This window comes from Synechococcus sp. A15-44, assembly GCF_014280115.1.
Taxonomy (GTDB): Bacteria; Cyanobacteriota; Cyanobacteriia; order PCC-6307; family Cyanobiaceae; genus Parasynechococcus.
The window spans coordinates 511,404-536,516 of sequence record NZ_CP047938.1 but is presented as its reverse complement, the minus strand read 5'-3'; the positions used below and the strand labels follow the sequence as shown (position 1 = coordinate 536,516).

General features: G+C 65.4%; 34 protein-coding genes. 25 read left to right on the top strand and 9 right to left on the bottom strand.

The features are described from left to right. Positions 1 to 17 precede the first annotated feature (17 nt). Positions 18 to 1,454, bottom strand: coding sequence for a DEAD/DEAH box helicase (locus SynA1544_RS02935; protein ID WP_186514771.1), 1,437 nt, complete (start codon positions 1,452 to 1,454; stop codon positions 18 to 20). A 103-nt stretch (positions 1,455 to 1,557) separates the two neighbouring features. On the opposite strand from SynA1544_RS02935, the gene SynA1544_RS02930 reads away from it, so the two are divergent. From SynA1544_RS02930 to SynA1544_RS02865, 14 genes are all read left to right on the top strand, one after another. After that, complete coding sequence (locus tag SynA1544_RS02930) at positions 1,558 to 1,752, top strand: hypothetical protein (protein WP_186514770.1); 195 nt, start codon at positions 1,558 to 1,560, stop codon at positions 1,750 to 1,752. A 15-nt stretch (positions 1,753 to 1,767) separates the two neighbouring features. Next, positions 1,768 to 4,458, top strand: a complete 2,691-nt coding sequence (locus SynA1544_RS02925) for a primase-helicase zinc-binding domain-containing protein (protein WP_186514769.1) — start codon at positions 1,768 to 1,770, stop codon at positions 4,456 to 4,458. Between the two features lie 290 nt (positions 4,459 to 4,748). Further along, on the top strand, positions 4,749 to 5,435 hold the full coding sequence (locus SynA1544_RS02920) for a hypothetical protein (RefSeq protein ID WP_186514768.1): 687 nt from the start codon (positions 4,749 to 4,751) through the stop codon (positions 5,433 to 5,435). Positions 5,436 to 5,557: 122 nt separating this feature from the next. Beyond that, positions 5,558 to 5,920 carry a hypothetical protein gene (locus SynA1544_RS02915; protein WP_186514767.1) on the top strand — a complete coding sequence of 121 codons (363 nt, stop codon included), beginning with the start codon at positions 5,558 to 5,560 and terminating at the stop codon, positions 5,918 to 5,920. A gap of 4 nt (positions 5,921 to 5,924) precedes the next feature. Then, the gene (locus tag SynA1544_RS02910) at positions 5,925 to 6,446 is read left to right on the top strand and encodes a hypothetical protein (protein ID WP_186514766.1); all 522 of its coding nucleotides are present in this window, start codon (positions 5,925 to 5,927) and stop codon (positions 6,444 to 6,446) included. Then, positions 6,446 to 8,143 carry a terminase gene (locus tag SynA1544_RS02905; RefSeq protein ID WP_186514765.1) on the top strand — a complete coding sequence of 566 codons (1,698 nt, stop codon included), beginning with the start codon at positions 6,446 to 6,448 and terminating at the stop codon, positions 8,141 to 8,143. The genes SynA1544_RS02910 and SynA1544_RS02905 overlap by 1 nt, the downstream gene beginning before the upstream one ends. A gap of 25 nt (positions 8,144 to 8,168) precedes the next feature. After that, the gene (locus tag SynA1544_RS02900) at positions 8,169 to 8,705 is read left to right on the top strand and encodes a sigma-70 family RNA polymerase sigma factor (protein ID WP_186514764.1); all 537 of its coding nucleotides are present in this window, start codon (positions 8,169 to 8,171) and stop codon (positions 8,703 to 8,705) included. Positions 8,706 to 8,707: 2 nt separating this feature from the next. Next, a complete protein-coding gene (locus SynA1544_RS02895) occupies positions 8,708 to 9,010 on the top strand; it encodes a hypothetical protein (RefSeq protein WP_186514763.1) in 303 nt (100 codons plus the stop codon). A 69-nt stretch (positions 9,011 to 9,079) separates the two neighbouring features. Continuing rightward, positions 9,080 to 10,528: a DUF4055 domain-containing protein gene (locus SynA1544_RS02890; RefSeq protein ID WP_186514762.1), complete on the top strand. Its 1,449-nt coding sequence runs from the start codon at positions 9,080 to 9,082 to the stop codon at positions 10,526 to 10,528. Positions 10,529 to 10,623: 95 nt separating this feature from the next. Further along, positions 10,624 to 11,277 carry a hypothetical protein gene (locus SynA1544_RS02885; protein ID WP_186514761.1) on the top strand — a complete coding sequence of 218 codons (654 nt, stop codon included), beginning with the start codon at positions 10,624 to 10,626 and terminating at the stop codon, positions 11,275 to 11,277. A gap of 66 nt (positions 11,278 to 11,343) precedes the next feature. Then, the gene (locus tag SynA1544_RS02880; protein ID WP_186514760.1) at positions 11,344 to 11,862 is read left to right on the top strand and encodes a hypothetical protein; all 519 of its coding nucleotides are present in this window, start codon (positions 11,344 to 11,346) and stop codon (positions 11,860 to 11,862) included. Between the two features lie 3 nt (positions 11,863 to 11,865). Continuing rightward, positions 11,866 to 12,453 (top strand): hypothetical protein, encoded by a 588-nt coding sequence (locus SynA1544_RS02875; protein ID WP_186514759.1) that lies wholly within the window; start codon positions 11,866 to 11,868, stop codon positions 12,451 to 12,453. Between the two features lie 70 nt (positions 12,454 to 12,523). After that, the gene (locus tag SynA1544_RS02870; protein WP_186514758.1) at positions 12,524 to 13,444 is read left to right on the top strand and encodes a hypothetical protein; all 921 of its coding nucleotides are present in this window, start codon (positions 12,524 to 12,526) and stop codon (positions 13,442 to 13,444) included. Positions 13,445 to 13,456: 12 nt separating this feature from the next. After that, entirely contained in the window at positions 13,457 to 13,729 is a 273-nt protein-coding gene (locus SynA1544_RS02865; protein ID WP_186514757.1) for a hypothetical protein, read from the top strand. 94 nt (positions 13,730 to 13,823) lie between these two features. On the opposite strand, the gene SynA1544_RS02860 is transcribed toward SynA1544_RS02865, so the two are convergent. The 3 genes from SynA1544_RS02860 to SynA1544_RS02850 form a co-directional block, all read right to left on the bottom strand. Next, complete coding sequence (locus tag SynA1544_RS02860; RefSeq protein WP_186514756.1) at positions 13,824 to 14,045, bottom strand: hypothetical protein; 222 nt, start codon at positions 14,043 to 14,045, stop codon at positions 13,824 to 13,826. A 165-nt stretch (positions 14,046 to 14,210) separates the two neighbouring features. Continuing rightward, complete coding sequence (locus SynA1544_RS02855; RefSeq protein WP_186514755.1) at positions 14,211 to 14,462, bottom strand: hypothetical protein; 252 nt, start codon at positions 14,460 to 14,462, stop codon at positions 14,211 to 14,213. Then, complete coding sequence (locus SynA1544_RS02850) at positions 14,441 to 15,196, bottom strand: C39 family peptidase (protein WP_186514754.1); 756 nt, start codon at positions 15,194 to 15,196, stop codon at positions 14,441 to 14,443. Before SynA1544_RS02850 ends, SynA1544_RS02855 begins: the two co-directional genes overlap by 22 nt. A 104-nt stretch (positions 15,197 to 15,300) precedes the next feature. Here SynA1544_RS02850 and SynA1544_RS02845 point away from each other — a divergent pair, with 104 nt between their 5' ends. The 10 genes from SynA1544_RS02845 to SynA1544_RS02800 all read left to right on the top strand — a co-directional run bounded on the left by SynA1544_RS02845 (position 15,301) and on the right by SynA1544_RS02800 (position 20,326). Continuing rightward, positions 15,301 to 15,519, top strand: coding sequence for a hypothetical protein (locus SynA1544_RS02845; protein ID WP_186514753.1), 219 nt, complete (start codon positions 15,301 to 15,303; stop codon positions 15,517 to 15,519). Beyond that, on the top strand, positions 15,519 to 15,866 hold the full coding sequence (locus SynA1544_RS02840; RefSeq protein ID WP_186514752.1) for a type II toxin-antitoxin system PemK/MazF family toxin: 348 nt from the start codon (positions 15,519 to 15,521) through the stop codon (positions 15,864 to 15,866). Before SynA1544_RS02845 ends, SynA1544_RS02840 begins: the two co-directional genes overlap by 1 nt. Before the next feature lie 84 nt (positions 15,867 to 15,950). After that, positions 15,951 to 16,886 (top strand): major capsid protein, encoded by a 936-nt coding sequence (locus SynA1544_RS02835; RefSeq protein ID WP_186513721.1) that lies wholly within the window; start codon positions 15,951 to 15,953, stop codon positions 16,884 to 16,886. A gap of 79 nt (positions 16,887 to 16,965) precedes the next feature. Further along, positions 16,966 to 17,424 (top strand): hypothetical protein, encoded by a 459-nt coding sequence (locus SynA1544_RS02830; RefSeq protein ID WP_186514751.1) that lies wholly within the window; start codon positions 16,966 to 16,968, stop codon positions 17,422 to 17,424. Positions 17,425 to 17,449: 25 nt separating this feature from the next. Continuing rightward, positions 17,450 to 18,331: a hypothetical protein gene (locus tag SynA1544_RS02825; protein WP_186514750.1), complete on the top strand. Its 882-nt coding sequence runs from the start codon at positions 17,450 to 17,452 to the stop codon at positions 18,329 to 18,331. Then, a complete protein-coding gene (locus SynA1544_RS02820) occupies positions 18,328 to 18,822 on the top strand; it encodes a hypothetical protein (RefSeq protein ID WP_186514749.1) in 495 nt (164 codons plus the stop codon). Before SynA1544_RS02825 ends, SynA1544_RS02820 begins: the two co-directional genes overlap by 4 nt. Positions 18,823 to 19,099: 277 nt before the next feature. Continuing rightward, complete coding sequence (locus tag SynA1544_RS02815) at positions 19,100 to 19,279, top strand: hypothetical protein (RefSeq protein ID WP_255445853.1); 180 nt, start codon at positions 19,100 to 19,102, stop codon at positions 19,277 to 19,279. Positions 19,280 to 19,420: 141 nt separating this feature from the next. Beyond that, a complete protein-coding gene (locus SynA1544_RS02810) occupies positions 19,421 to 19,615 on the top strand; it encodes a hypothetical protein (protein WP_186514748.1) in 195 nt (64 codons plus the stop codon). Next, on the top strand, positions 19,599 to 20,063 hold the full coding sequence (locus SynA1544_RS02805) for a hypothetical protein (protein WP_186514747.1): 465 nt from the start codon (positions 19,599 to 19,601) through the stop codon (positions 20,061 to 20,063). The genes SynA1544_RS02810 and SynA1544_RS02805 overlap by 17 nt, the downstream gene beginning before the upstream one ends. Then, a complete protein-coding gene (locus SynA1544_RS02800) occupies positions 20,060 to 20,326 on the top strand; it encodes a Nif11-like leader peptide family natural product precursor (RefSeq protein ID WP_186514746.1) in 267 nt (88 codons plus the stop codon). Before SynA1544_RS02805 ends, SynA1544_RS02800 begins: the two co-directional genes overlap by 4 nt. A gap of 54 nt (positions 20,327 to 20,380) precedes the next feature. On the opposite strand, the gene SynA1544_RS02795 is transcribed toward SynA1544_RS02800, so the two are convergent. The 3 genes from SynA1544_RS02795 to SynA1544_RS02785 form a co-directional block, all read right to left on the bottom strand. Further along, a complete protein-coding gene (locus tag SynA1544_RS02795; protein ID WP_255477694.1) occupies positions 20,381 to 20,749 on the bottom strand; it encodes a hypothetical protein in 369 nt (122 codons plus the stop codon). Between the two features lie 58 nt (positions 20,750 to 20,807). Continuing rightward, entirely contained in the window at positions 20,808 to 21,530 is a 723-nt protein-coding gene (locus SynA1544_RS02790) for a hypothetical protein (RefSeq protein WP_186514745.1), read from the bottom strand. A 202-nt stretch (positions 21,531 to 21,732) separates the two neighbouring features. Next, complete coding sequence (locus tag SynA1544_RS02785) at positions 21,733 to 22,416, bottom strand: sigma-70 family RNA polymerase sigma factor (protein ID WP_186514744.1); 684 nt, start codon at positions 22,414 to 22,416, stop codon at positions 21,733 to 21,735. 35 nt (positions 22,417 to 22,451) lie between these two features. Between SynA1544_RS02785 and SynA1544_RS14605 the strand changes: the two genes are divergently transcribed. Next, positions 22,452 to 22,577, top strand: a complete 126-nt coding sequence (locus tag SynA1544_RS14605) for a hypothetical protein (RefSeq protein ID WP_255477693.1) — start codon at positions 22,452 to 22,454, stop codon at positions 22,575 to 22,577. 99 nt (positions 22,578 to 22,676) lie between these two features. Here the strand turns inward: SynA1544_RS14605 and SynA1544_RS02780 are convergent, their stop codons facing one another. Both SynA1544_RS02780 and brxL read right to left on the bottom strand, forming a co-directional pair. Continuing rightward, positions 22,677 to 22,844 carry a hypothetical protein gene (locus SynA1544_RS02780; protein ID WP_186514743.1) on the bottom strand — a complete coding sequence of 56 codons (168 nt, stop codon included), beginning with the start codon at positions 22,842 to 22,844 and terminating at the stop codon, positions 22,677 to 22,679. 157 nt (positions 22,845 to 23,001) lie between these two features. Then, positions 23,002 to 25,026, bottom strand: a complete 2,025-nt coding sequence (gene brxL / locus SynA1544_RS02775; protein WP_186514742.1) for a protease Lon-related BREX system protein BrxL — start codon at positions 25,024 to 25,026, stop codon at positions 23,002 to 23,004. Between the last annotated feature and the right edge of the window lie 87 nt (positions 25,027 to 25,113).

Here is a 25,113-nt window from a genome sequence, read left to right as displayed (position 1 = left end):
TTCCTGCTGCCCGTACGTCAAAGCGTACTGCTTTTGGTCGTTGTGCGCTGCCGTGCCGCCCAGACGTGTCTGGCCCAGCCGGGTTTGTAGCCCCGCTCCTGCTCGCGTTGCAGCAGTTCCTCGTAGGTTCGGCAGCCCGCGGCCGGGTGCGTGCGCCGGGGCCGTTGCTGGTGCTGCCTGGGCTTGGGCCGGTGCCGGTCTGCATCTGTGACTTCCACCAGTTCGCCCTCGACGTGCTGGAGCCCGCGGCGCTGCTCATCGCGTTCCTCGGCCAGAAACAGATGGCCGCAGTCGGGGCAAACCTGCGCTGCGCTGGGGCAGCTGCAGAAGCAGACCGGGCAGTCCTTGATCGGGATCGAGACACCCTCGCGGCGGTGGCGGCCGGCCAGGTTCCAGTCGCGCTCCTCGGTGGGCAGGCCATGGCGATGGGCATTGCCGACGTGATCGAGGATCACGGCCTCGCTCTTTCCCGGTGCAGGCCGCAGGGCCCGGCCGACCATCTGCAGGTAGAGGCTCAGGCTGGCTGTGGGTCGCATCAGGATCGCGCCGCCGACGGAGGGGATGTCGGTGCCCTCGGAAATGATCATGCAGCTGCTGAGCACCTCCACCTCACCGGTGGCCAGCCCGGCGATCAGGCGTTTGCGCTCCTCCGCTGGGGTGCTGCCGCTCACCGAGGCGGCGCGAATTCCTGCAGTGCGGAAGGCGCAGGCCATCTGCTCGGCGTGGCGGGTGGTGCAGCAAAAGCAGATCGCTGTGCCCGGGTGCAGCCGGCGCTGGTAGTGGGACACCGCATCACCGATGGCGGCCCGCTCCCCGTAGGCCCGGGCTGCCTCCTCCAGATCGAAGTCGCCCATGTGGCGCCGCAGCTTGCTGTTGCGCGCCCCAGGCCAGGAGAAGACCCTGGGCCGCGCCAGCCAGCCCTGCTCCACCAGCCAGGCGGTTGAGGGCCCCAGCACCAGGGCCTCGAAATAGCCGCCCGCCTCCACGCCCAGACCCTTGCCGTCGAGCCGCTCGGGCGTGGCGGTCTTGCCGATCAGGAGAGCCTGGGGCCAGGCGTTGATGACGCGGCCCCAGACATTGCCTGGGACCAGGTGGTGGGCCTCGTCCTGAATGATCAGATCCGGCGCCGGCAGCACCTCCAGCCGCCGAACGACGGTCTGCACCGAGCCCACCGCGACCCCGCTGCCCTGCAGCTGGTGGCCGGGCGCGATGACGCCTGGCTCCAGGCCCCAGGCCCGCACCGTGGTGGTGAGCTGGTCGATCAGCTCGGCCCGGTGGGCGAGCACCAGCACGCGCCGTCCCTTGCCGGCTGCCCCCTGCACGATAGCGCCGATGGTCTGGCCCTTGCCCGCACCGGTGGGCATGACGGCGCAGACCCGGCGGTGGACCTTGAGGGCAGCGCGGAGGTCGGTCAGCAACTGCTGCTGGTAGTCGCGCAGGACGATCGGGGCCATGAACAAGGCGGCAGGCTTTGCGCCGAGATAGGCAACTCAGCAATACCTAATTTACCAAGCCTTGCCGGTCATGCTTAGGCTGTGCTCAGAATTCCAGGCATTCATGGCCTCCTTTGCGTCACCGCTGAGCGTCTCTATTACTGAGGCGCAGTTGGCTTGGCTTGACGAGCGTCGCTCCCATGGCACCCTCAGCCGTTCGGCGGTGCTGCGCCAGGTGATCGACGCGGCGATCGCGGCAGAGCAGGCCGGCCTGGCCGTGCCGGGGCCACTGCTCGTGGCAAGCGCTGATCATCGTTGATCCACAGCGAAACCCATGGCAACCGACGTGATGACGGCGGCCAATGGCCGCTGGCGTGAAATCCTTGAGGCGCTGGCAGGACTGCCGGCCGAGCAGCTCAGTAATCGCCATCAGCCCTGCCCCGCCTGCGGGGGGAGGGATCGGTACCGCTTTGACGACCGGGACGGCAACGGCTCCTGGTTCTGCAACCAGTGCGGCGGCAAGGACCACCTCGGCGGTGGTGGGACAGGGATAGACCTGCTGATGCGAGTACGCCGCTGGAGCTTCCGCCAGGCCTGCGAGGAGGTGGAGCGCTACCTGGGCCTGGAGCGGGACGGGGTCGGGCGGCATCGACCCCAGTCGGGATCCAGCGGCAACGGCAGCGGAGGTAAGGCCCCAGCGGTCACAGGATTCCCCTGCCACGCCAGTCGGCCCTGGCGCCAACCTGAGGCGCCGCCTGCTGAAGCCCAGCCGCCTGAATTGGATCAGGGCGCCATCGCCCAGTGGTGCTACCGCGACGCCAGCGGCGCCCAGTTGTTCTGGATTCAGCGGCTCTGCCCTGGCCGCAATGGCCGCAAGGGCTTCCTGCATCGGGTCTGGCTCGATGGCGGTTGGCACCGCCCCAGTCGCCGTGATCCCTTCTCCTGTGATTGGCCGGCGCCTCGGCCCCTTTATGGCTTGCCGGGGTTGGCCCAACGGCCAGAGGCTCCGGTGTTGGTGGTGGAGGGGGAGGGCACGGCTGATGCGGCCGCGCTGCTGTTCCCCGATCACGTGGTGATCAGCTGGGCCAACGGCACCAACGCCATCGGCAAGGCCGACTGGCAGCCGCTTGCGGGGCGGTCGGTGACGCTCTGGCCCGATGCCGACGCGCCAGGCCGCAAGGCCACAGCGCGGCTGGCACCACTGTTGAGCGAGCAGGGCTGCAGCGTCGCGTTGGTGGATCCCCCGGCCGACTTACCGCAGGGATGGGATCTAGCTGATGCCGATTGGAGCCCAGCGGAAGCGGCCGAGCATCTGCAGCAGTGGCTGCAGGCGCCGCCGGCTGCGGAAGGGGCCTCGAACCAGGACGCAGAAGCTGATCAGCAGGAGCCCACGTCCGCTGAGTCACCGGCAGGTGGCGGTGGCGGGGCGCCGTTCCAGTGCCTCGGCTACGACGGCGAAGCCAGCTACTACCGCTCCGGCCGCACCGGGCAGGTGCTGCGGCTCAGTCGCTCGGCGCACACCGCCACCCATCTGGTGGCCCTGGCGCCCCTGGCCCACTGGGAAACCCTCTACCCGAGCCGCACCGGCGTGAACTGGTCGGCGGTGGCCAGCGACCTCTATGAGCGCTCGATCGCCGCTGGGCTGTTCAGCCCAGATCGCATCCGTGGTCGCGGGGCCTGGTGGGATAACGGCCGCCCGCTGCTGCATCTGGGCGATCGGCTCGTCACCCCCGAGGGTGAGCACCTGATCACCAGCCCCTTTCGCTCCCGCTACGTCTACCAGCGCATGCCGCGGCTCGATGGGCCGGGGGATGTGGAGCCGCTGTCGGTGAAGGAGGCGGCGGTGATCGTGAGCATCGCCAACCGCTTCCACTGGGATGTGCCCGCCTCCGGCACCCTGCTGGTGGGCTGGGTGGTGCTCGGGCCGATCTGCGGCTCGCTGCGCTGGCGGCCCCATGTCTGGCTCACCGGTGGTGCGGGCTCCGGCAAGAGCGCGATCCTCGAGCGCTACATCACCCCCCTGCTGGGAGACTTTGCCCTGCCGGTGAGTGGCTCGACCACAGAAGCCGCAGTGCGCCAGTCGATCTGCTCCGACGCCATGCCCGTGGTGTTTGACGAGGCCGAGAGCAACGAGCGGCCGGATCAGCAGCGGATGCAGGGGATCCTGTCCCTGGCGCGGGTGGCCAGCAGCGAGAGCGGCGCAGCCCTGCTCAAGGGTTCCCCGAGCGGTGAGGTGAGCCGCTACCGGGTGCGCTCGATGTTTCTGCTCAGCTCGATTGCCACCGCCCTCAAGCAGGGGGCGGACCGCAGCCGCTTTGCCCAGCTCACCCTGCGCAACCCCGCCGAGTTGCCGAAGGGCGAGCGGGAGCTGCACTGGGCCGCGCTGGATCGTGACCTGGATCGCCACATTTCCAGCGAGCTGGGGCGTCGCCTGATTGCCCGCACCGTGGGCCTGATTCCGATGATCCGTCAGGCGGAAGGGGTGTTCACCCGCGCGGCGGCGCGGCACTTCGATTCCCAGCGGCTGGGCGATCAGTACGGCACCTTGATGGCCGGCGCCTGGTCGCTGCTCAGCGATGTCGTCCCCACCCAGGAGGAGGCCGAGCAGTGCATCGCCTGCCACGACTGGGAGAGCTACAGCCAGAGCACCGAGCTCAGCGATGAGCAGCGCTGCATCCAGACGGTCCTGCAGCACCAGTTGCGGGTGGAGTGCCCCGATCGCAGCGTCACCCGCACCATCGGCGAACTGGTGGAGCTGGCTGCCCACCAGGCCCATGACCTGGAGATCAGCGCCGAGCTGGCTGGGCAGGCCCTGGCCCGCCAGGGATTGCGGCTGGAGTCGCCCCATCTGCTGGTGAGCAACACGGCCGAACCGATCGCCCACATCTTGCGGGAGACGGCCTGGGCCCATGGCTGGGCGGTGGTGCTGTTGCGCCTGGCTGGCGCCCAACGCCGCGGGCCGGTGCGCTTCTGCGGCGCCGGCATGGTCACGCGGGCGGTGGCGATTCCACTGGCGGTTCTCTGAGGTTCAGCGTCACAGCCATGACACCCCGCAACACCCCACCGTTATGCCCAGATCGACTGCAGCGCAATAGATAACAGCGGCTGTAACGCTGTAACGCATTTTGCCGGGGGAGACACCCTCACACACACATCAACACCCATGCACACCTGCGTAAGGACACACTGCTGCTTGCTAATGCTTCTATTTATAGAAAGAGGGTTACAACGTCACAGGGGCCGCTTAACCCCTGCTCTGGAGCGCGATTTCGGCTGTGACGCCTGCTGTCACGGCCCGTTGCAAGGGAAACGGCCATGCTGACGGCGACCTGGCTGGAACCCATCCCCGGCCTCTGGCGGGATGAGGCAGCGCACCGCTACTGGCTGGGGGATCACCTCTTCCCGGTGTCGATCACGGGCGTGCTGGCCCATGGCCTGAGCGAGACCGCCAAACGGGCGATCGAGGCCAAGCGGCCGATCTGGGAGCCCCGGGGCATCACGGTGCACGCGGCCCTGGAGCGCTACAGCCAGGCTCGCTTCCTGGTGGGCAAGAGCCCAGCTGATGCACTGCTGGAAGCTGAAACCGTGCCAGGCCATCACCCATACCGGGACTGGATCCTGCCGCTGCTGCAGCTGCCACTCTGGGAGGAGGTGCAGGTGATCGCCAGCGAGCGGCTCGGCTGCTGCCTCACCCGGAACGTGGCCGGGGCCTTCGATGGGGCGTATGTCTCACCCGCGCTGAGCGAACGCCAGGGCCAACCGGTGCGGGTGCTCTACGACCTCAAGACCCTCTCGGCTCATGGCCGGCCCTATTCCACCGCTGCCCAGCTCGGCGGCTACATGGTGCTGGAGGCGTCGCAGGGGAACCACTATGAGCTGGGCCAGACGATCTGGAGCAAGCCAGGCGAGGCCTCCTGCAGCACCTTCTACAGCCGTGAGCAGTGCCTGTCAGCCTGGGCTGCCGTTTGGAGCAGCTACTGCCTCTCTCACAGGCCTTTCTGAGCACAGGGAGACGACTGCTAGGAATTAACAGCTCCTGTCATTGCAGCTCGCAGCACAGAGCTCATACAGTGAGTTCCTGGCTGGCTCTTCTCTGCTGGTCTCTGAATGCCGTGCTCATGGTGATGCCCGCTGCCCCCGCTGAATCTGTCGCGGCGCCCTCTGATGCCATCGATGCCCTGCTCGATGCGATCACGGCCCTCAAGGCCCAGCAGAAGCAGCTGGAGCAGCAGCTCGAACCACTGCTGGAGGCCCTCAGCGAGGCGATGGCCGCCGGTCAGCTGGATCTCTCCTTCTGCCACAACGACTGGGCCTTTGCCCACAGCCCCGGCCGGCTGAGCTACGCGTTCCCGCCGGCAGTGCAGCAGATCGAGCAGAAACTCAAGGCCGCCAGGGATCTCGCCATCCAGCAGGGCAGCGCCAGCGAAAAGCGTGGCAAACCCTTCTGGACCATCCGTGCCCCCAAGACTCCGGCACTGCCGTTCTGAGCTGATGCCGCCGCGCACTCCCAACCAGGCTGCCGCTGATCCGGTGGAGGAGTTGCGCTCTGCTGCCAGCGCAGAAGATGACAACGGCCAGCCGCTGTATGAGCCCACCGACCCCGCCCGCCCGATCGGGCATGCCAATCCCCCGCGCCGCACGCGGGGCCTGGCTTTGCAACCACCCCCGCGGCCCTCGCGGCTGGAGGTGGAGCGGCGCGTGGCAGAAGCGCAGCTCTGGATCGCACAACGCGTTCCGCTGGCGCTGATTGCCGAAAAAGCTCGTGAAAGCTGGGGGGTGAAGAACACCCAGACGATCAACCGCTACCTCAACCTGGCCCGCGAACGCATGGTGGAGGAGCTGATCTCCGACCGGCGCCGCCACCAGGCCGAGCAGATCTTTGCGCTCAATGACTGCGCCCGTCGGGCGATGGATGCCGAGCAATTCAGTGCCGCCGTCGGTGCTTTTCGGGTGATCGCTGAGATCGGCGGCCTGCTGCGGGCGCCGCTGAAACCACCGGAGAGCAAAAGCTGATGAGCCGTTTTTCCTCGCGGTCTTCTGGTCAGGACGCCGGTCTGCTTCTCGATCCGGCCAGCGACCGTTGGGCCGACTGGGGGCTGCTGGATGTTCCTGATCCCAGCCGTCAGCAGCATGGACAGCTGGTCCAGCCGGCCTTCCGGGATTTCATCGTGGCTGCTTATCCCGGCTACGCCTTTCACACCTGGGCTGAGCGCTTGATCGCTCTGCTGCAGCGGGTGGCCGATGGCGAGCTCAACCGTCTGATCGTCTGCTGCCCGCCGCGGCTGGGCAAATCGCTGCTGGTCTCCAAGCTCTTCCCGGCCTACTGGGTGAGCCGCTATCCGCACCGTTTCTGCGCGATTGCCTCCTATTCGGCGGAGCTGGCCTACGCCCACAGCCGTGAGGCCCGGCATTACTACCGCGCTGTCGGTCATCCCCTCTCCAAGGACTCAACGGCGGTGGGCAACTGGCTGACGCCCGAGCGAGGTGGCTGCATTGCCGCCGGTGTGCGCGGCCCGTTCACCGGCAAGGGCTATGCACTGGGGATCATCGATGACCCCTACAAGGGGCCAGAAGACGCCAACTCGGCGGCCCAGCGCCAGAAGCTGATCGAGTGGTTCCAGTCCGTCTGGCTTACCCGCGCTGAACCCGCCCCTCTGGGGCCGGCCCCAAAGCGGCAGTCGCGATCGGGCCCTGCAGGTGCAGCGCAGGTGGTGGTGCTGACCCGCTGGCACCAGGACGATCTGATCGGCTGGCTGCTGGAGCAGGAGAGCGGTGCTGCCCCGCAGCACTGGCAGGTGCTCAACCTGCCGGCGATTGCTGAACCAACCCAGCTGCAGATCACGTTCCCAGCCAGCTGCAGCCTGGAGGCGGACTGGCGCCAGAGCGGTGAGCCGCTGTGCCCGGAGCGCTTTCCTTTGGCAGAGCTCGAGCAGATCCGCGTCCGCGCCGGCAGTTACTGGTGGAACGCGCTCTATCAGCAGCGGCCCTCTCCGGCGGAGGGGTTGCTGTTCCGGCGTGAGTGGATACGCCCCGCAACAACCACCAGCAACGGCCACCAGGTCACACAAGCCCAGCCAAGGCCCTATGCCGCTGTGGTGCTGAGCTGCGACCTGAGCTTCAAGGGAGGTGCGGAGAACGACTACTGCGGCTTCTGCCTGCTGGGTCTGCTGGCGGAACCGGAGGCCCGTCATCCGGTGGCCCAGGCGCTGGCTCGCGGTAAGCAGCTGCACCGCAGCGCCGCCCGGACACGCCCACCGGCCTCGCCTATGGCGCCCGCAGACAGTGGCCACCGGATCGAGGTGCTCTGGAGCCAGCAGCACCGCCTCGATCTACCGGGCGTGGTCCACTTCCTCGGCCAGACCCTGGGAGCGCTGGGGCAGGGCCAGAGCCCTGATGCGGTGCTGATCGAGGACGCCGCCAATGGCCCGGCGGTGTGTCAGCTGCTGCGGCGTCAGATCCCGGGCCTGATCGCCGTGCGACCGCAGGGCAGCAAGATCAGCCGCGCCCATGCGGTGGCTCCCTTGCTGGAGGCCGGTCAGCTGGCGTTTCACAGCGGTAACGAGGTGCTGGTCAGCGAGCTGCTCGGTTTCCCCAATGCAGCCCACGACGACCTGGTGGATGCCTTCTGCCAGGGCGTGATCTGGCTGCAGAACCAGCACTGGCGCAGCCAGGGCAAGGCCCCGTCCCGACCCTTGCTGTTCTCCCGCTGACAGCACGACGACGATCTCTTGTCTGATGACGACCCCACCTGCACCAACGCACCGCCCGCGGCCGCAGCAGGCCACAGCCCGGGTGACAACGCCCTATCGCGCTCGTGCCCCGCGCCCTTGCTCACCCCATGCTGCTGCGGATGCCCTGGTGGTGGAGCACCTGCCCTTTGCCGCGAAAGTGGCGGCCAATTACGCCCGTCGTACCGGCCATCCCAGAGAAGATCTGGAGCAATTGGCGGCCATCGGGCTGATCAAGGCTTCACGCCGTTATGACCGCCGACACCGACCGGGCCGTAGCCCCAACCACTTCATCGCCTACGCCCGGCCCTTTGTGAACGGTGAGATCACCCATTACCTGCGCGACAAAGGGTTTCTGATTTCGGTGCCGGGCCGCTGGCGGGAGCTCCATGCCCGTGGTCAGAAGCTCTTGCGGGAAGGCCAGCCGTTGGCAGAGATGCTCGGGCGGCTGGGCATCAGCGCGGACCGCTGGCGTGAGATCACTCAGGCCTGCAGCGTGCGGGTGGTGGCCTTCCCTGTGACGTCTCCAGCGGAGAGCGATTGACGGTGAAGATCCGCCTGCAGGCGCACTCTGTAGCCAACATGTGCCGGGCCGATGGCCCTGATCAACGCCTCCCGCGCTTCTTCCTTGAGTTCTTCTCGGCTTTTTGCGGCAATCGAAAGTCGCAGGACATTGTTAGTTGCACTGAGGCCGCCATCGGCGGTGCGGCTCACGGTGAACAGGGCTTCTCGCATCACGAATGTCCTGATTCGGTTGCAGTGGGCAAGTGCTTCCTGCAGCAAAAACCCGATCGATTTTCTGCCTGCCAACGACGTGCTGCTGTGTCGCAGAACACGGTTGCGAGTTGAGCTGGACCCCATCGGCAACAGCTGCCGTGATGACAACCCGATTGACGCCATCACGGCCATGACCCAGCCATGCCGAAGAACGCCGTTTGCAGTACCGCTCCATTCCCGCCGCTGCATCCCAGCCTGGCGGCACTGCTGCCGCGACTGGAACTGGTGCGGGACTGCTGGCATCTGCTCTGCACCCCGACGGGCATGGATCGCCGTGAGCACTACCTGAGCCGGGGTGAGCGGGAGCCTGAAACCGCCTACCGGCGGCGGGTGGAGGCGGCGTTGCCGCCCGGCTTCTTTCGCGATGCGCTGCGCACCTTCGCGGGGATGCTGGCCTCCAGTCACTGGCGGGAGCTGCCGGCCTCTCTGCAGGCGGTGATCAGCGATGTGGATGGACGCGGCACCGATCTGGGGGTGTTTCTGGAGGCCGCTGATCTGCTGGTGCTGCGCGATGGCGCCGCCCTGGTGGGGGTGATCCCGCCGCAGCATCAATGGCCCAGTGAGGGGGACCGCCAGCAAGCGTTGCGCAACGGCGATCGGCTCTCGTTGCCGCGGCTGCTGCTGCTGGAGCGCCGGGATGTGCTCGATTGGCGCAAGCCGGATGTGCGCTCCCTGCCGGTGGCGATCAGCTGGCGTGAGCGGCGGGTCGATGGCCTGCCCACCGATGGGGAGGACGCTTCCAGGCAGGAGGCGCCGCTTCACCCCTGGATCTACCGAACGGCCTCACTGTCGGTGGCTGGTCCCGGCGGATCGGGCATGCATCTCACCACCGAGGCCCTGGTGGCAGATCCGCAATCCCCAAGCGGCTGGCGCCGGCAGCGGCTTGATCAACGCCACTACAGCGGCATTCAGCAACTACCGGCGATCTGGTACGCCAGCCATGGCGCTGCCTTTGGAGAAGGGGAATTGCCGCACCTGGGGCTGGCGCACCAGTACCTCAACCACTTCCGCTGCCAGAGCGATTACCAGGAGCTGCTCTATCGCACCGCCCTGCCGGTGGGTGTGCGCACCGGGGTGGCCGGGCCGCTGGGCAGCAGCACCGGAGCCTCGCGGCAGGAGCCGGTGGTGCTGGGGCCCAACACGGTGCTGGATCTGCCGGAGGGCGCCAGCTTCCAGTTCGTGGAGATCCAGGCCCGCTCCCTGGCGGAGCACCGCACCTGGCTGGAGGTGCTGGATCAGGCGATGCGCCGCGATGCTCTGATCCCAGCGGCGACGCAGGGGGCGCCCCGCACGGCAACGGAGATCTCGATGGCGGCATCCCAGGCCTATGCGCTGCTGCAGAGCCAGGCGATTCAAAAGGCCTCGATGTTCTCCTCGCTGCTGCAGCACTGGTGTGCGATCACCGGTGAACCGCTTCCTGTGCAGGAGGGGCCGGCGCTGCTGGTGGAGATCAGCCCGCTGGCACCGTCACCCAAACCGCAACCGACGGTGAGCGAGATGCTGCAGCTGCATGAGCGGGGGATCGTGAGCGACGCGGCCCTGCAGCAATGGCTGGGGGATCTGGCCGGCATCGCACCTCAAGGCGCGTGATTTATGCAAAAACCGAATAGAAGCAAGGGGTGAGCTCCTGGACAGTCAGTGGCGTGAAGTGCTGAGATGGTTGTGTTTGGTTTGCAGAGACGGAAATGGTCGTCAAGGGTTCTTTTATCGCGCTTGCAGTATTAATTGCCTCCAATCCTGCTTTCGCCGAGGTGGATCCCAAGATCCATAAACTTTGCGTAGAAGCCAAGGATTATGCCGGCTGCGTCAGGGCGATGAAGGGTGACACAACACCTATCACAGAAACAAGAATGAGGATGGGATTGCAGGATGAGCTCGGTAACGCCTGTCCCGCTGGATACGCTTACTCCGGCGGCGGTCAATGCAGGTCAATCAAGTGCATCCCCATGGGGATATTTGGAAGCAATGAGCCGCAGCTTGCTGGTAAAGGCCATACCTGCGAGGGGAGAAACATTGAGTATGGAATTATTGGTGGACGCGCCACCATGCGGTGGGGCAATCAATACATGAAGGCAATCATTGACCCCAATTGCCCCAACATCGAGCCTCATCTGGGCGATTTAAACTCGTGCGGTCGCGAGAAGGACTACAAGGCGAAGCAAGAGACAGAAGCGGCGCGAAAGGAAAAAGAATTGCTTGAGTCCTGTGATTTCAAGATTCGCGCATATCAATGCAGCTTCAATGCCTATCTTGATGCTAATCCTGCATTAAAGCGGTGGGCAGAGCTCAATCCCGAAATGGCTGAGAAAGAGCGCCAAAAACTTGGGTCTCTTGATTGAGGCGCTGGCAGGGATGATCAGGGGCTCGGCAACAGCTCCTGATCGTTCAGCCCCGGTCTCTTCACTGTGCTTCATGCTGCTGATGCAGGCCCTTCTTCCCTCTGGCAACCGAACGACCCAGAATCGATCCGCCAGGCCCTGGCCCTGCCCGCCACCGTGCCCTGCCTCGACGCGATCAGCCGGGCGATGGCGGATCTGGAGCGCCGGCATCCAGCCGGCGTGCTGAGCGCACGGGCGTTGCTCGATGCGGTGGCTCTGATCGATCAGCAACTGCTGGCAAGCGGCCCTGAGCAGGAGCAAGCGATCGAGAGGCAGAGCAGCTCGGGGCCGATTGCTGGATCGGTGGCCGCCGCCGGCGATGCGCCACTGCAGAAGGCGGATGTGATCAGCTACGACACCAGCCTGCTGCGGGTGGAGCTGGAGACCGTTTACGCCAACCCCCACTCCGAGGGGGCTGCCCTGCTCAACCAACGGCGGCGCTACGGCGAGCAGCTGCTGTTGCTGCTGCCGGGTCTGAGCAGTTGGGTGTCCTTCACTGCAGCCGCTGCAGGCTTGAACGGCACCACCGCCATGCTGCGGGGTTGAGCGATGGAGCTCCGGCCATCGCAGGCGATGGTGAGCCCGCGCCGTTTCTCGAGCGGGCAGCACAGACGCAACGCTGCACTCTGGGGCCCCACGCCCCTGCAGCCGTTTGCCAATGCCCGGCTGCTGCTGCATCAGAACGCCATCCCCGGTGACACCACCTCCGCGGTGGTGGCCAGTCATGTGCTCGAGTGCTTCCTCGAGCGCGCCAATTACATCTCGGCCAAGGAGAACGGCCCGGGGGTGGACACCGGTGACTTCACCTACAACGGCTTCATCTGCCGCAGCGCCCGCCTGCCGCCCAACCCGGGTGCGATCTGGCTGAGCAATGACCTGGTGTGGCAGCGACACGGCCGGCGGGTGGCCAGCGGCGGCAACACCGTGGTGGCGCCCTGTGAGGGACTGATCTGGCTGGGGGATCTGGCGCTGCTCAACCCTGCTGGCGAGGCGGATGTGGACCCCTACGCGCAATTCACCGCCTTCCATGGCCTGGAGTTCAGCGCCAACTACGGATCTGGCGGCATCGGTGGGCTGGTGCAGCCGCTGATCGGTGAGCGGATCTTTGGCACGCTCAAGCCCAATCGGGCTGGCTGAACCTCCCTCGGCAACAGGGGATGGCAGCGCCGCGATGGGCTGCCGCATCCACTGACAGCCGAGACGGGTCATGGCTTCCACTTCCACAACCACCACTTCTGCCAGCAGCAGCAACACTGCCGTCAGCGCCACGGGCAACAGCAACAGCAGCAGCGATCTCCTCGACACCCAGGCCGCCACGGACCCAGAGCAGCCCCTCAACAACGACGGAACTGCCACGACCACGGTTGCTGCCGATCGCAGTGCCCCAGCGGAGATGGACGCAGGAATCACGCAGGGCAGCGATGGCCTGACAGAAGCGCTCAAGGCGGAACGCCGCCGCAGCAACCAGCTGGAGAAGGAACTGCGCGGACTGCGCCAGCAGCTGACCCGTTTTTCTGAGATCAACCCGGAGGAATACGCCCGCCTGCAGGAGGCGGAACGACAGAAGCAGCACCTCGAACAGCAGCTGGAACTGCGCGAGCGGCAGATGGAGGAGGCCACCACCAAACGGGTGGCCAGCGTTGCCGCCGAACGGGATGCGGCCAATGACCGGGTGCAGGAACTGCGCAAGGAACGGCTGCTGGAACGGGCCTTTTCAGAGGCGGAAGGCCGCACCGGTGGTGATGGACGCGGCACCTTCTTTCAGGTGTTCAAAGGGCAGTTGTGGGATGCATTCCGTCTCAGCAGCAGCAAGGAGGGCCAGGACCAGCTCGAACCACTCGACGGTCAGGGCCAGCCGTTGCTGGGGGATGACGGCCGGCCGATGAGCACGGCGGATTTCATGGATGCCCTCAGGCTGCATCCGGTGTACGGCTTCCTGTTTCAGCAACGGGGAGCCATCGGCAACACGTCCCTGACGTCCAATGCAGCACTGACCACTGGGGGCGGGGCCGCTGCCGGTGGATTTGGCGAAGTGCTCAATCCCCAGGCGATGAGTGCTGCGGAGCTGTACCGCGCCGGCTTTGTGATGCCTGAACGGCGCGGGAGCCAGGGTCGACCAGCCAGCTGAAGGGCGGGTTGAATGTTCTATCTCGCCTTCTGGCAACGCCGCAGCACCGCCACGGTGGTGGAGGCCCGCAACCGGCAGCAGGCCCGAGCACGGGCCAAAGCGCGACAGAAACAGGGCTACGGCGAGCTGGTGTCGCTGCAGCAGGCAAGGCCAGAGGATGCAGCCCTGATCCGCCGCGGCGCATGGGTCCGCCGAAGACGCGATGGTTCCAGCCCCCAGTTCGGATCAAGGGCAGCACGGCAGCGGGCCCGGCGCCAGCGCAGCCGATATCGCTCCTGGCTGTGAGCGGAGGGCACTGGAGGAGTAACGCGAGAGAACCCAGCAGCCGGCGGATGCCGACCGCTGGGCAGACGCCAGGGCGGAGCCGAGGCCCGATGGCTCAGAGCACCGAGACGGAGACCCCGGGGGTGCCCTGCAGCTTGCGGGCGATGGCATGAGCGCGCTCAGCGGGAATCAGGCGCATTTTCTTGACGGGTTTGCCGCGCTTACCGAGCCACTGCAGCTCATAGGGGCTGGTGGCGCCTTTGCGCACACCAGGCGCGTAGCGATGGATGCAGAGGAAACGGATCGGGCAGGAGAGGGGTTGAACAGCGGAGGCCATGGAGCGCAATCGCGAGGGACCCCACCGATGAGGCACGGCCGCGCAGCGCAGGCAAGGACACCCCGCAGGGGTGCAAGGCTCGATCCTTGCCGAGCGAGCAGGCCAGTGCCTGGATGGGGTCAGACCTCGCGCTGCTCTGTGGCCTGCAGCTGAGCTGGACCCGCGTCATCGCTCTGCCTTGATGCTGCTGCCGCCCAGCAGCGCCAGGGTGGTGGCCAGTGCGGTTTCAAAGGTGCGCTGCAGATGTTCTCCGTAGTTGCTGCAGACCGGACCGGTGCTGCGCCGGCTCTGCTCGATGCAGGCCGCCAGGCCGATCAGGAAGATCAGAAACTGCACCGCAAACAGTCCGGCGATGGCGCGCAGCAGAAAGCGCTCCCGCTGAAAACCCATCAGCATCAGGCGCAGCAGCTGAGCCACCAACCGCTGCCGGGACCATCCGCTTCCCAGCGCGGTAGCCAGTTCGTCCAGCTGTAATGCTGAGCGGCGCCATTGGTGTTGGCGGTGTAACCGCCATGGAGCAGATCAGCCTCGCCATTGGGATCGTGGTGGATGGCATGCGTGCTGGAGAAGCCGATCACCACACTCCAGTGGCCTCCTCCGGTAGGAGCTGTGGCGGGGCCGTGATGCAACCAGCCGACGGCGACGGGCCGGCCGGCCTGGATCTCGGCCTCCAGTGCTGAGCGATCACCGTTGGTGGCGAAGTTCGCCGTCAGCCCGAGTGCGCGCAGGGCCGCCAGCTGCGCTTCTGCGGAGGTGGTGTCGCCAAAGCGGGCGCGGATCAGGTTGTACTCATCGTCGCTGCTGACCTTGCCCCAGTAGCGGGCGAGCATGGCGCAGCTGCTGGAGAAGCACTCGCGGTAGCCCGTACCGGAGGCGTTGTCGTTCTGGTTTTCCCAAGCCACTGGCAGGGGATTGGTCTGGAACGGAGCCGGGGGCGCTGCTGGAGAGGACGAGAAGCACTGGCGCCAGGGGGCGGCCTCGGTGAGGATCGCTGGATCAGCGCTGATAACGGCCTGGCGCAGCTGCTCGATGCCCTCCAGCTGCTGGGGCTGAGCTTTCCAGTGGTCCCAGAACTGGCGCCAGCGTTCGGCGTTGAACGGTGCCTGGGCCGCAGGCGATGCCGGGGATGCAGAAGCAGCGGTGGCGGTCATGGCAGCAGAGCGGTTTCCTGCTGTTGCCGCCTCGGCGATCGCGGGTGACGTCGCTGGGGCCGGGCGCGGTGATCGTTGCGGTTCAGGTTGCTTAGCCTGGGGCCATGACCAACCCCCAGCTCACTGAGAACCTGCTTGCCGTGATCCGCAGCCTGCCGGCTGACGATCGCCACTGGCTGCTCAGGCAGCTGGAGCAGGACAACAGCGACCTGAGCAACGCAGCCCTGGCTGAGATGGCGATGGCGGGTGGAGCCTTTGACGATCTGGCCGCAGAGCCAGACCTCTACAGCTTCTCGGACGGAGAAGCGATCGTTGCCGGCTGATGCTCAGCCGCTACGACATCGTGCTGGTTGCCTTCCCGTTCACGGATGGGCCTGCGGCCAAGCCCCGGCCAGCTTTGGTGATCACCACCAGCGATCGCCATGGTGATGTGCTGCTGGCGTTCATCAGCTCCAACGTAAGCGGCCCCATAGCCCGCGATGAGCTTGACATCCCCTCCGAGCATCCAGGCTTCTCAGATACCGGCCTGAAGACGAGCTCAAGGTTGCGGCTCAGCCGCATGACGACTCTGGCCATGCCACTGGTGAAACGTCGTATCGGACGGCTACCGCTGGCCTTGCAGACGGACTGCCAGCAGGTGCTGCAGCGGGTGATCTGCGGCCAGAGCTGAGCGTTCCCTGTTGCGTTGGCGAGTTCGTTGCCGCCTCGGCAATAGACGGTGACGTCGCTGGGGCCTGGCCCCATTTCCCTTGCCATGGGCCTCACCCTGATCGAGGCGGCCAAGTACGAAACCCGCCTGGAACACCTGGCGGTGCTGCGCACCTTCTCAGAAGGTGAACTGCTCGGCCGCCTGCCCTTTCTGAACATCAACGGCAGCGGCTTGTTCTATGCCGCAGAAGCAGAACTGCCCGCCGTTGGCTTTCGTGCCGTGAACGAGGGCTACAGCCAGAGCTATGGCGTGATCGATCAACGCGCTGAGGCGGTGCATCTCTTTGGTGGTGATGTGGATGTGGACCGCTCGATCGTGGATCTGATGGGCCCCGAGGCCCGCGCCAGCCAGATCGAAATGAAGATCCGCTCGATGCGCCTCACCCTGGAGGCCACGATCGTGAACGGTGATGCCAGCGCTGATGCCCGCGCCTTTGATGGCCTGGCCAAACGGCTGCCGCCAGCGGATGCGATGGCGATCGACAACGGCGATGCACCGCTGAGTTTTGATCCACTTGATGCCCTGATCGATTCGGTGGACGGCATGGGCCGGCCCAAGGTGCTGCTGATGAGCCGAGCGATGCGGCGGCAGCTCAATGCCCTCGCCCGCAGCGAGCAGTGCTGTTCCTACAGCGCTGAAACCAATGCGCTGGGAATGACGGTGCACCGCTACCAGGACTGCGAAATTCTGACGGTGGATCGTGATGCCCAGGGCCGTGAGGTGATGGGTTACGACGAGGCGGGTGGCACCAGCTCGATCTACTGCCTCGCCCTCGGTGATCAGGGGGTGACCGGCCTGCAGGGACCATTCCAGGGGCGTTATGGGATCTCGGTGCGGGATCTGGGGGAGGTGCCGGATGCGCCGGTGTTCCGCACGCGGGTGGATTGGTACGTCGGCTTTGCCGTGCTGCACCCCAGATCCGCCGGCCGGCTGCATGGGATCACGCCACCGGCGGCGATGACGGCAGCGGCGGCTCCTTGAAACGCTGCTGCCGCCCTTGTTGGTCACGCTTCCTTCCCTTCCCTTCCCTTCTTCCATCCATCCACCCCATTCCTGAACCATGGCCGGCCTGCCCATTCCTCACATCCGAGCGCGGAGCAATCCCCTGCTTGATGCCGCCACCGTGCTGATCGGTCCTGTGGCCGCTGGCGCTGATCGCCCGGTGGCCGAACAGCGGGCATCCGGCACCGAGGTGCTGCTGAGCACCAAGCTCGATGCCGCCGTGCGCTTCTCCTTGATCTGTTGTCATTCCGGCCACGACCAGGCGGTGACGGTGGAGCTGCAGCTGGCGCCGCAGCGGATGGATGGCAGCCTCGGCAGCTTCCAGAGCGCTGCCACGGTGTCACTGCCGGCAGAAGGCGGTCGGGTGGAGGCGTTCATCAGCGGCCATGACCTGCAAATCGATGCCGCCGATGCAGACCAGGTGCAGTGGCCGTGCATGGCAGCTGCCAGAGCGATCGCCAGTCCGGGTACACCGGCCGATCTCAGCTGTGGCCTGACCGCCACCCTCCCCGCCTGAACCGCGCCTGTTTGAGGAGACAGCCATGAGCCGACAGAACCGAGCCGTTGGGCTGCCTGCGCTGCCGGGCAGCCGCAGCTGGCGCTCGCTGGAGAAGGACAACCTGCAGCAACTGGTGCCGGTGGTGCATGCCAACCGCTGGCGGCAGCAGGGCTGGCGGCAGCAGATGCCGCGCCGCAGACCGCTACGGGCGGGGATCGATTGCTCGGTGAACAGCGCCCGGGTGCAACCGCACTGCAGCGGTGCGGGCATCTGCTTGAGCACCAGCGCACAGGCCAATGAGACCGGTGCTTTCCAGGGAGGCGGCAGCGGCAACAAGGCGATCTACGGCGCCTGCGGTCTGGACCGGCTGCCCCTGCGGGAGCTGCAGCAGCTGCTGATCGTCTGGCAGAACCAGGCCGGTCCAGCTGGGCCCCATGTGGAACCAGCACAAGCTGTGACGGTGGCCACGCCCTACCTGAATCTGCTGGTGGACCTGAACGCTGCTGGTGATCCCGCCGGGGAAGACATCCGCGTGCTGGTGTGCTGCAGCGATCAACTCAGCCCGGCGATCAGCGAGGCGATTGGTGCAACGCGCAATGACGGCAGCAATCGGCTCACGGTCCGTTGGCAGGCCGACACCCACGGTGTGCTGATCGTGGGATACGACGGCAGCAATGCCCCCGGTGGCATCAGCCCGGTGCTGAGCAATGGCAGCAGCTGGCTGGAGAACGTGTTTTCCCTGACGGATCTGCTGGCTGCCTGCCCGCAGGCCCGCCTGGTGGATGCGGTCAGCGGTGATGGCGGCCTGCCAGCGGCGGAGCGCACCCCGGCACTGCTGCTTTGCAGTGGCGACAGCGGCTATCAGGAGGCGCAGAGCAAATGGGTGGAGCGGCTGGAGATCAACGGCCGCTCGCTGCTGCCATGACAGCGCCCCCAACAGGACAGCCCACCACCAAACGAAACGCGATGGGACAGAGCAGCGAGGACTGGCAGAGCTACCGCCTGGGGGAGCGGATCATCCACACCCCGGCGGTGCATGGCGCGGGCTGGCAGGCGCTGGGCTGGCAACGGTTGAATGGCCTGGATGCGCCGATGCCCCCAGCAGACGCGAAAGAAGAGGTGCCGATCACACCAGCCGATGAAGTTGGCGCGGCGAGCGTGAGCGAGGCCATGCAGGACGCGGAAGCCGAGCCATCAATGCTGATGCCAGCAACAGAAGCGATGGCGGCAGCCGCTGAGGATCCAACCGCCGGCAGCGCCGATGGCATGGATCTGCAGGCGATGACCAAAGCAGCGATCCTCACGGCCATGCAGCAGCGGCATGGCGTGTTGCTGGATCGCGGCCTGAGCAAAAGCGCCCTGCTGGCTGCGGCACGGGAGTTGGAACAAGCCGAGCATGGATCGGTAGCGCGGTGAACCTGGTCTTGCCTCGATTGATGGCATGCAGCCAGCGACGGGATGGTGAAGGATCAGCGGCCTCCAGCGCTTGCGCACGCCTGGTTTTTGCCTCAGAGCCGGTAGGGAAAGCCGAATTGCGCTTGAAAATGTGCTGCTGACAGACCCGCCTCAGTGCTGCTGAGCACGCTGATCGTTGAGCGTCCTCGATAAATTACAAACATCGTTGGCCTGTCATTTGCAGGTGCAGTTCGATCCGGGGTCATGCAACGGGGACCCGGACACTGTGGAGACGTAGATGTCACCTCTCGACCTCGTCAAGCGCGCAACCCAGCGCAAGCAACGCCTCACTGAGGCTCAACTGGCCCATTTGCGTGTCACCGCCTATCGCGGTGTCGACACTTCAGCCCACCTTTCTCCGACCATTGCTCGCAGCTCTGCCGCCTGCACCGATCGGGGCGTGGCTACCACTAGCTGAACTGGTGTCACTGATCGGCAAGCAAGCGCCCCCTCGAGGGGCGTTTTTTTTGCGCATTAAAAGCTTTCTCGATGGTTTGTTTCAACACAGTTCTCACCCCTGGAGGAGCCTTACAACGGAAACACGATTGAAGGAGCTTCCATGAGTCGATCAAGGTCGTTCAACCGCTTTCATCGTTATCTGGCACGGCAGAAACGCCGTGGTCTGCGCTCTGTTCTGCCGCAGTTCCAGATGGACTTCGAGATCTACGGATCGCCCATCGATCACAGCCGCGACATGCTCAATAGGTTGAAAGGGCGTGAAGTGGAGCTTGAGCTGCTTGACGCTGAAGCCTGACTTCAGCGCTCAGGTAGCCACCACCTGTAGCAGCCTGTCAGTGTTGATCCATGGCATGACGCCCGTCATGTCCCTTGAGCGAGTACCGACATTTCGACTGCAGTTCGATGGTGATTGGCTTGGTTTGTGCGCTTTATCCGGTATTCCGACATCAGAAATGATTCGGTGCATTGCCTTTGGCAGAGATTTCGCTTGCCATCGTCACGTTGCGGAGCCAATCGCTCGGGAGATTCGGCTGAATTGCCTTTCTCTTTCGGCTCCGCTGGAGATGCAATGGAACCACCACCTCCCCATCAGTGGGAGGGTTCCCTCGCTCAGCCTTCAACAGTCGCTTGGCCGATCGGCAGGCAACGGCTGGGTCGTGATTGGTAGCGAAGTGAACCTGGTCATTGCATCGATTGACGGCATGCTGCAGATCACCCTGGAGGTGGAGGTGCAGCTTCTGTGAGCAGGCAGGAACTCGAGCGGTTCGTCGATGATGCCGAGCAGGATTCCTCGATCCGCTGGCTGCTGCGCCACTGCCGCACGAACGATGCCCTGATCCTGGCGGGCCGCAAGCTCGGCTATCGGATCACCCGCGTGGACCTGCAGCGGGCGATGGAGGCGGAGCGGGAGGAACAGCGCTTGTGCTGGCTGAATCAACAGTGCGAAACCATCAGTCCTGCAGAAGCCATGGCATGGCTGCAAGCCGAGCAGAAGGAACGGTTGTGAACGGCTCGATGCAGCAGCACCGTTAAACAGTGGATCTGGAGGGTGCTGGAGCCCTCAGCCGCCATCCGAACCTCCATTGGCTTGGCGTTGCAGGGACTGTTCTCGTGGCCCCTCCAGCTGCTGCTCCAGGGCACGATCAATTTCATCAATGCGCTGCAGGCAGCGGCTGATGGCCGGGATCACCTCCTCCTCAAGGCGGGTGAGCTCCTCTTCTCCATAGGGGTGATCAATCCAGCAGCGCTGCAGGGGTTGCTGAGAGGCATGCCTCAGGATGCGCTCCACCGCCTTGAGCGTGGATTCCAGCAACAGGAATGGATCCTCCTGGGGGGAGCCAAAACCTGCAGCCATTGAGGTGATGAGGGCCATGGAGATCGGCGCCGGTGCGGCGCAGCGATGGAACCGAGCCCAGGGGAGGCCCGACATCAGGAGGGCCTCAGACTGGCGAGGCCCGGAGCAAGCCCATTCATCAGGGGCAATCCCATCAGCTGCAGTGGGCCGTGGCTGCCGCTGCGCGGGGGCCATGGGCCGGGAAGGTGATCACAAAAGGCCGATCGGCCTGGGCGCAGAGGGGCAGACCAAAACGGCCGCCACAGCTGCTGCACTGAATCCTGGGGCCGGCACCGGAGCGGCAGGCCGGACAAGCGACAAAGCGCACGCCCTCGTGGTGGAACACCGCTGGTGCATCGGACGGCACCACACAGACCGCCGGGATGCCCTGGCGCACTAAAGCCGCTGCCTTGGAGCGGGACTCGGTGGAGGCATTGACCACCAACCCCTTGGCCGCTGCTTGCCGCAATGCGGCCTGATTTTCGGGGCACATCGGGTAGTGGGTGAACGACCAGGCTGCCCGCAGATGACGGCAGGCCCGGGCCAGCTGAAGCAAGAGGGCCTGATCGATGCGCAGCGGATCGACCGGATCAGGCCATTGATCGCCGGCGACGCAATGACGGAAGAGGGTGCCGGCAGGCAGTGCTATCACCTGCCGGATGAAAGCCACCGCCGTGGCGCCGACCTGGCCCCGGCTGAGCCGATCCCAGTGCAGCCGGGTGTGGAAGCCCGCCTCGGCGTAGCAACCCTGATTGCCAGCCAGGGGACAGGAGGAGGGACAGGTGAGCCGGCTGGTGCTGGAGACCGCGATCGGGCCGGTTTTGGCATTCCCGGAGGGAAACGACAGCGCAGCGCGATGGGAGGGATGGACAGCCACGGGTGTGGAGACGCAGGACCCGCCCTGCCCGCGCGCCGCCCGGCAAGGGCCAGCCCCGTTGTCAGATTGAGGCGCAGCGAAGCGAAGCCGAACGTCCAGCCCGGCTGGCTCGTCTCACCCTTGCCCAGGCGCGCAGCATGGAGGGACCTGCGGACGACGCCTTGGCAACAACGCAGAGCAGCACGGAAGTCAGACGAGGGCCTCAGCCCCCACCTGCCAGCTGCTGGCGCAGAGCTGCCAATGCTTTCTTCTGAGCGCGCTGCACCGACATGCAGCTGATCTCCAGCCGCTCAGCCGCAGCCCGCAGCGACAGGCCCTCCAGAACTGTGAGCCTCAGGGCCGTGGCCTGGGCGGCAGGCAGCTGATCGACCAGCTGCTCTAAGCCCAGCTGCTGCTCAACGCCGCTGGCGGGAATCTCGGGCTCGGGGGCAGCCAGCTGATCGAGCCGGCACTGCTCGCCATCAAGGCTGGCATCGAGGCTGACGTGCCCCAGCGGGCATTGGCCCTGCTCATGCAGGCGGCGCGGCACCCGCACCAGGCGCACGCGATCGCGCAGGTGGTGCTGCAGGGCCCCGCTGATGCAGCGGCGCAGATAGGGCGCAGCCGGCTCACCGGCTCTGCACAGTGGAGCCGAGCGAATCAGAGCTTCTCGGGCCACCTGGATCAGATCCTCCCGCTCCACCAGCGGGAACAGGCGCCGGGCCATGACGGAGGCGATGGCATCAGCCAGAGGCAGGTGCTCGAGCACCAGAGCATCACGGGCCTTGAGGGCCGAGCCGCTGAGGGCTGCAGCTGACTGCAGGTTGCGGGAGGGGGGAAGCGGGAAAGCCATCGACAGGACGGCGAAGAGCCCCACCCCCAACGGCCGGCCGCAATGCCGGGGCAAGGACGCCCAACGCAGGAGGGCGCCTGGCCTGATCCTTGACGCAGCGTGAGGACTGGCCGAGGGATGCGGTGGGTGTGCGCTGCCCTGGTGGCGATCCCACCTCCAGTCCTGACGAGCAGCAGCCAAGCCAGTGCTGCTACGCCCTCTGCCCAGGGCTGTGAGCTCGGGCCTGAAGGAAGCAGCCCGCTCCGATGCCACCACGCAGGATCAAGCCCAGCCTCGATGCGGGTATCTGATCTGTGGCCCTGGGAGCTAGCCGCTCAACAGTGCAGCTCGTCGGCAAGCGCCAGAACCGTGTCCATCAGAGGCTCCATCGGGATCAGCAAGGCATCCCGCTCGGGTGAGCCCACGGGAGTGGCGCATATCTGGGCAGTGAGCTGAGCCAACTGCCTGCGCAGCACAGCCAGCCGGTGATGGCGATAGTCCATGGCGGCATGAGCATCTGCTTTCAGTGTTCCCCCAAGCGCTGAGTTTCCGATCCTTGACGCCGCCCTGCACCATGCAAAGGCCTGCGCGGTCAAAGTTTGAGGCTCAAGAGCAATCAACTGCTCAACTGTCTCCGCGCAGCAGGCAAACGCCTTTGATTCAGTTCAGATCGAGGCCCTTGAATGTGGCCGTCTTCACATCGTTGTAGAAAATCGGATCGATCTTGTCGATCACATCGGTGCTGACCTCAAGGAAGGCTCGTTTGTTTTCTCCGGGAATGAGAGCGCAGCGAGCACCGTTGTCCATGGCGACCTGCAGGGGTTCCACCAGGGAGCGGGCGGCTTTGATATTGCCCTGGATGCTCATGTCGCCAATCACCAGCATGCCGGCACGGGCCGGGGCCCGGCGGATGGCCGAGAAGGCGGCCACAAAGAAAGCCATCCCCACCTCGGCTTCCACCTTGTTCCCCAGGAGGTCGATGACTTCCACGTTGTAGTCGTAGCTGTCGGCCTCGTGGCTGATCGAGAAGGCGCTCTTGTTGGCCTGCAGGTAGGCGAAAGCGCGCTGGATTGATTCCTTCATCGGGCCGCTGATGCCACCAGCCGGCTTGAGTTTGCCGTTTCCTGCCGCGATGGACACCTCCAATCGGTAGAGGCCAACCGTGCCATCGCCAGTGACGGATGCGGTGTAGACCGATCCTGGGGCCATCGGCTCAGCGGCGATCAGGTCTTGGCCTCCCTGCTCGGGCACGCCAACGAAGTGTTCCTCTCCTGAATCGTTATCGGAGTAGCTGAACGACGTCTGGCTGTATTCGAAGGAGCCCATCTTCTTGAGCTGCTCCTTGACGCGCCGGCGGCACTCGATAGCGAGCTTGAGGATCTCCTCAAGGTCTTCCTTAGATGGCTCCCCATGGGGGTGGATGATCTTGACCAGGCCGGAGACGGTGCGGCGCACGGCCTTGCGGTCGCGGGTGTTGAGGTGGCTGCCCAGGCCGAATTGGCTGTCGCAGAGCTCGGTGTAGTTGAGCTTGCGCAGGTCGCGTAGGGCTTCCGCCAGGTAGTCGATCACAAAGCCGTAGTGGTCCGTGAAGAACTCATTGCGCATGTTGGGCATTTCCCAACCCGGCAGGTAGCAGTGCAACCGGTCGATGAAGGCCCGGTCGTCGCGGATGATGTCGGGCATGGGGACAAACAGATGCCCCGTCTGCACCATCACATCGATCGGCTGCTGGGTGTTGCCGAACATGGCGATGCTTGCGTCGCCGGCGAAGCTCTCGGCACCACGCTGGAATTGCCCCGACTCGCAGTAGGTCTTCATGGTGGTGATGACTTCCTTGGGCATCTTCTGGAGATCGGCCACCTCGTCGAAACCGACCACGTCCCAGATGGACACCATCCCCTTGACCTTGCCGTTCATGTGGCCGAAGAGGTTGGCCACGGTGGTGGGCCCAGTGAGCAGGGCCGCGTAGGGGGAGAGCTCCTGCACCGCGAAGCTCTTGCCGGTACCGCGGGGGCCTAGCTCCACGAGGTTGTAATTGCGCTCACAAAGGGGGATCAAGCGGAGCAGGAAAAGGTATTTGAGCCGCTGGCTGAACTGAGAGGGCTCGTAGCCCATGGAACGGATCAGAAGATCGATCCACTCCTCGGTGTTGAACTGGGTGCGCAGCTTGCGGTATTCATCCAGGTTGAAGCTGGCCAGCTGGATCGGTGTGAGCTGGCTGATCGAGAACGGCGCTTTGCTGTCGCTCTCATCCCACTCCACCTCGACCTGGGCCCAGACTCCACCGGTGAGCAGCCGCTCAAAGGCGTGCACATCGTCATCGGAGATGCGCAGGCTGTTGCTGCCGAAGTTGACGCACTCGGCCACATAGCTGTTGCCGACCAGGCGGACCTTCACCTTGTCGATGAAGGTGTAGCGCCCCTTCTGCTTGACCTTGCTCTGGGCCTTGGTGGCCTCGTCGGGGCGGATGTAGTTGTTGGCCAGGGTGTCGCGCACCACTGAAAGGCCCAGCTCGATGGCGGCCGCATCAGAGGAGGCGCAGTATTTGCCGAGCAGGTACTCGAGCACGAATACCGGCACGTTGGCGCCCACCTTCACGGCCCGCACCAGGTCTTTGCGGACGCATTTGCCCGCGAAGACCTGATTGACCTTGTCGTCTAGGGCATCGCGGCTGGTGGTGGACATGGGCTGGTGGCGACCGGGGGCGTGGCTAAAGGCCGGGAACGAACAAGAAACGAACAAGATACGAACGCGCCAGCAACCAATACGAAC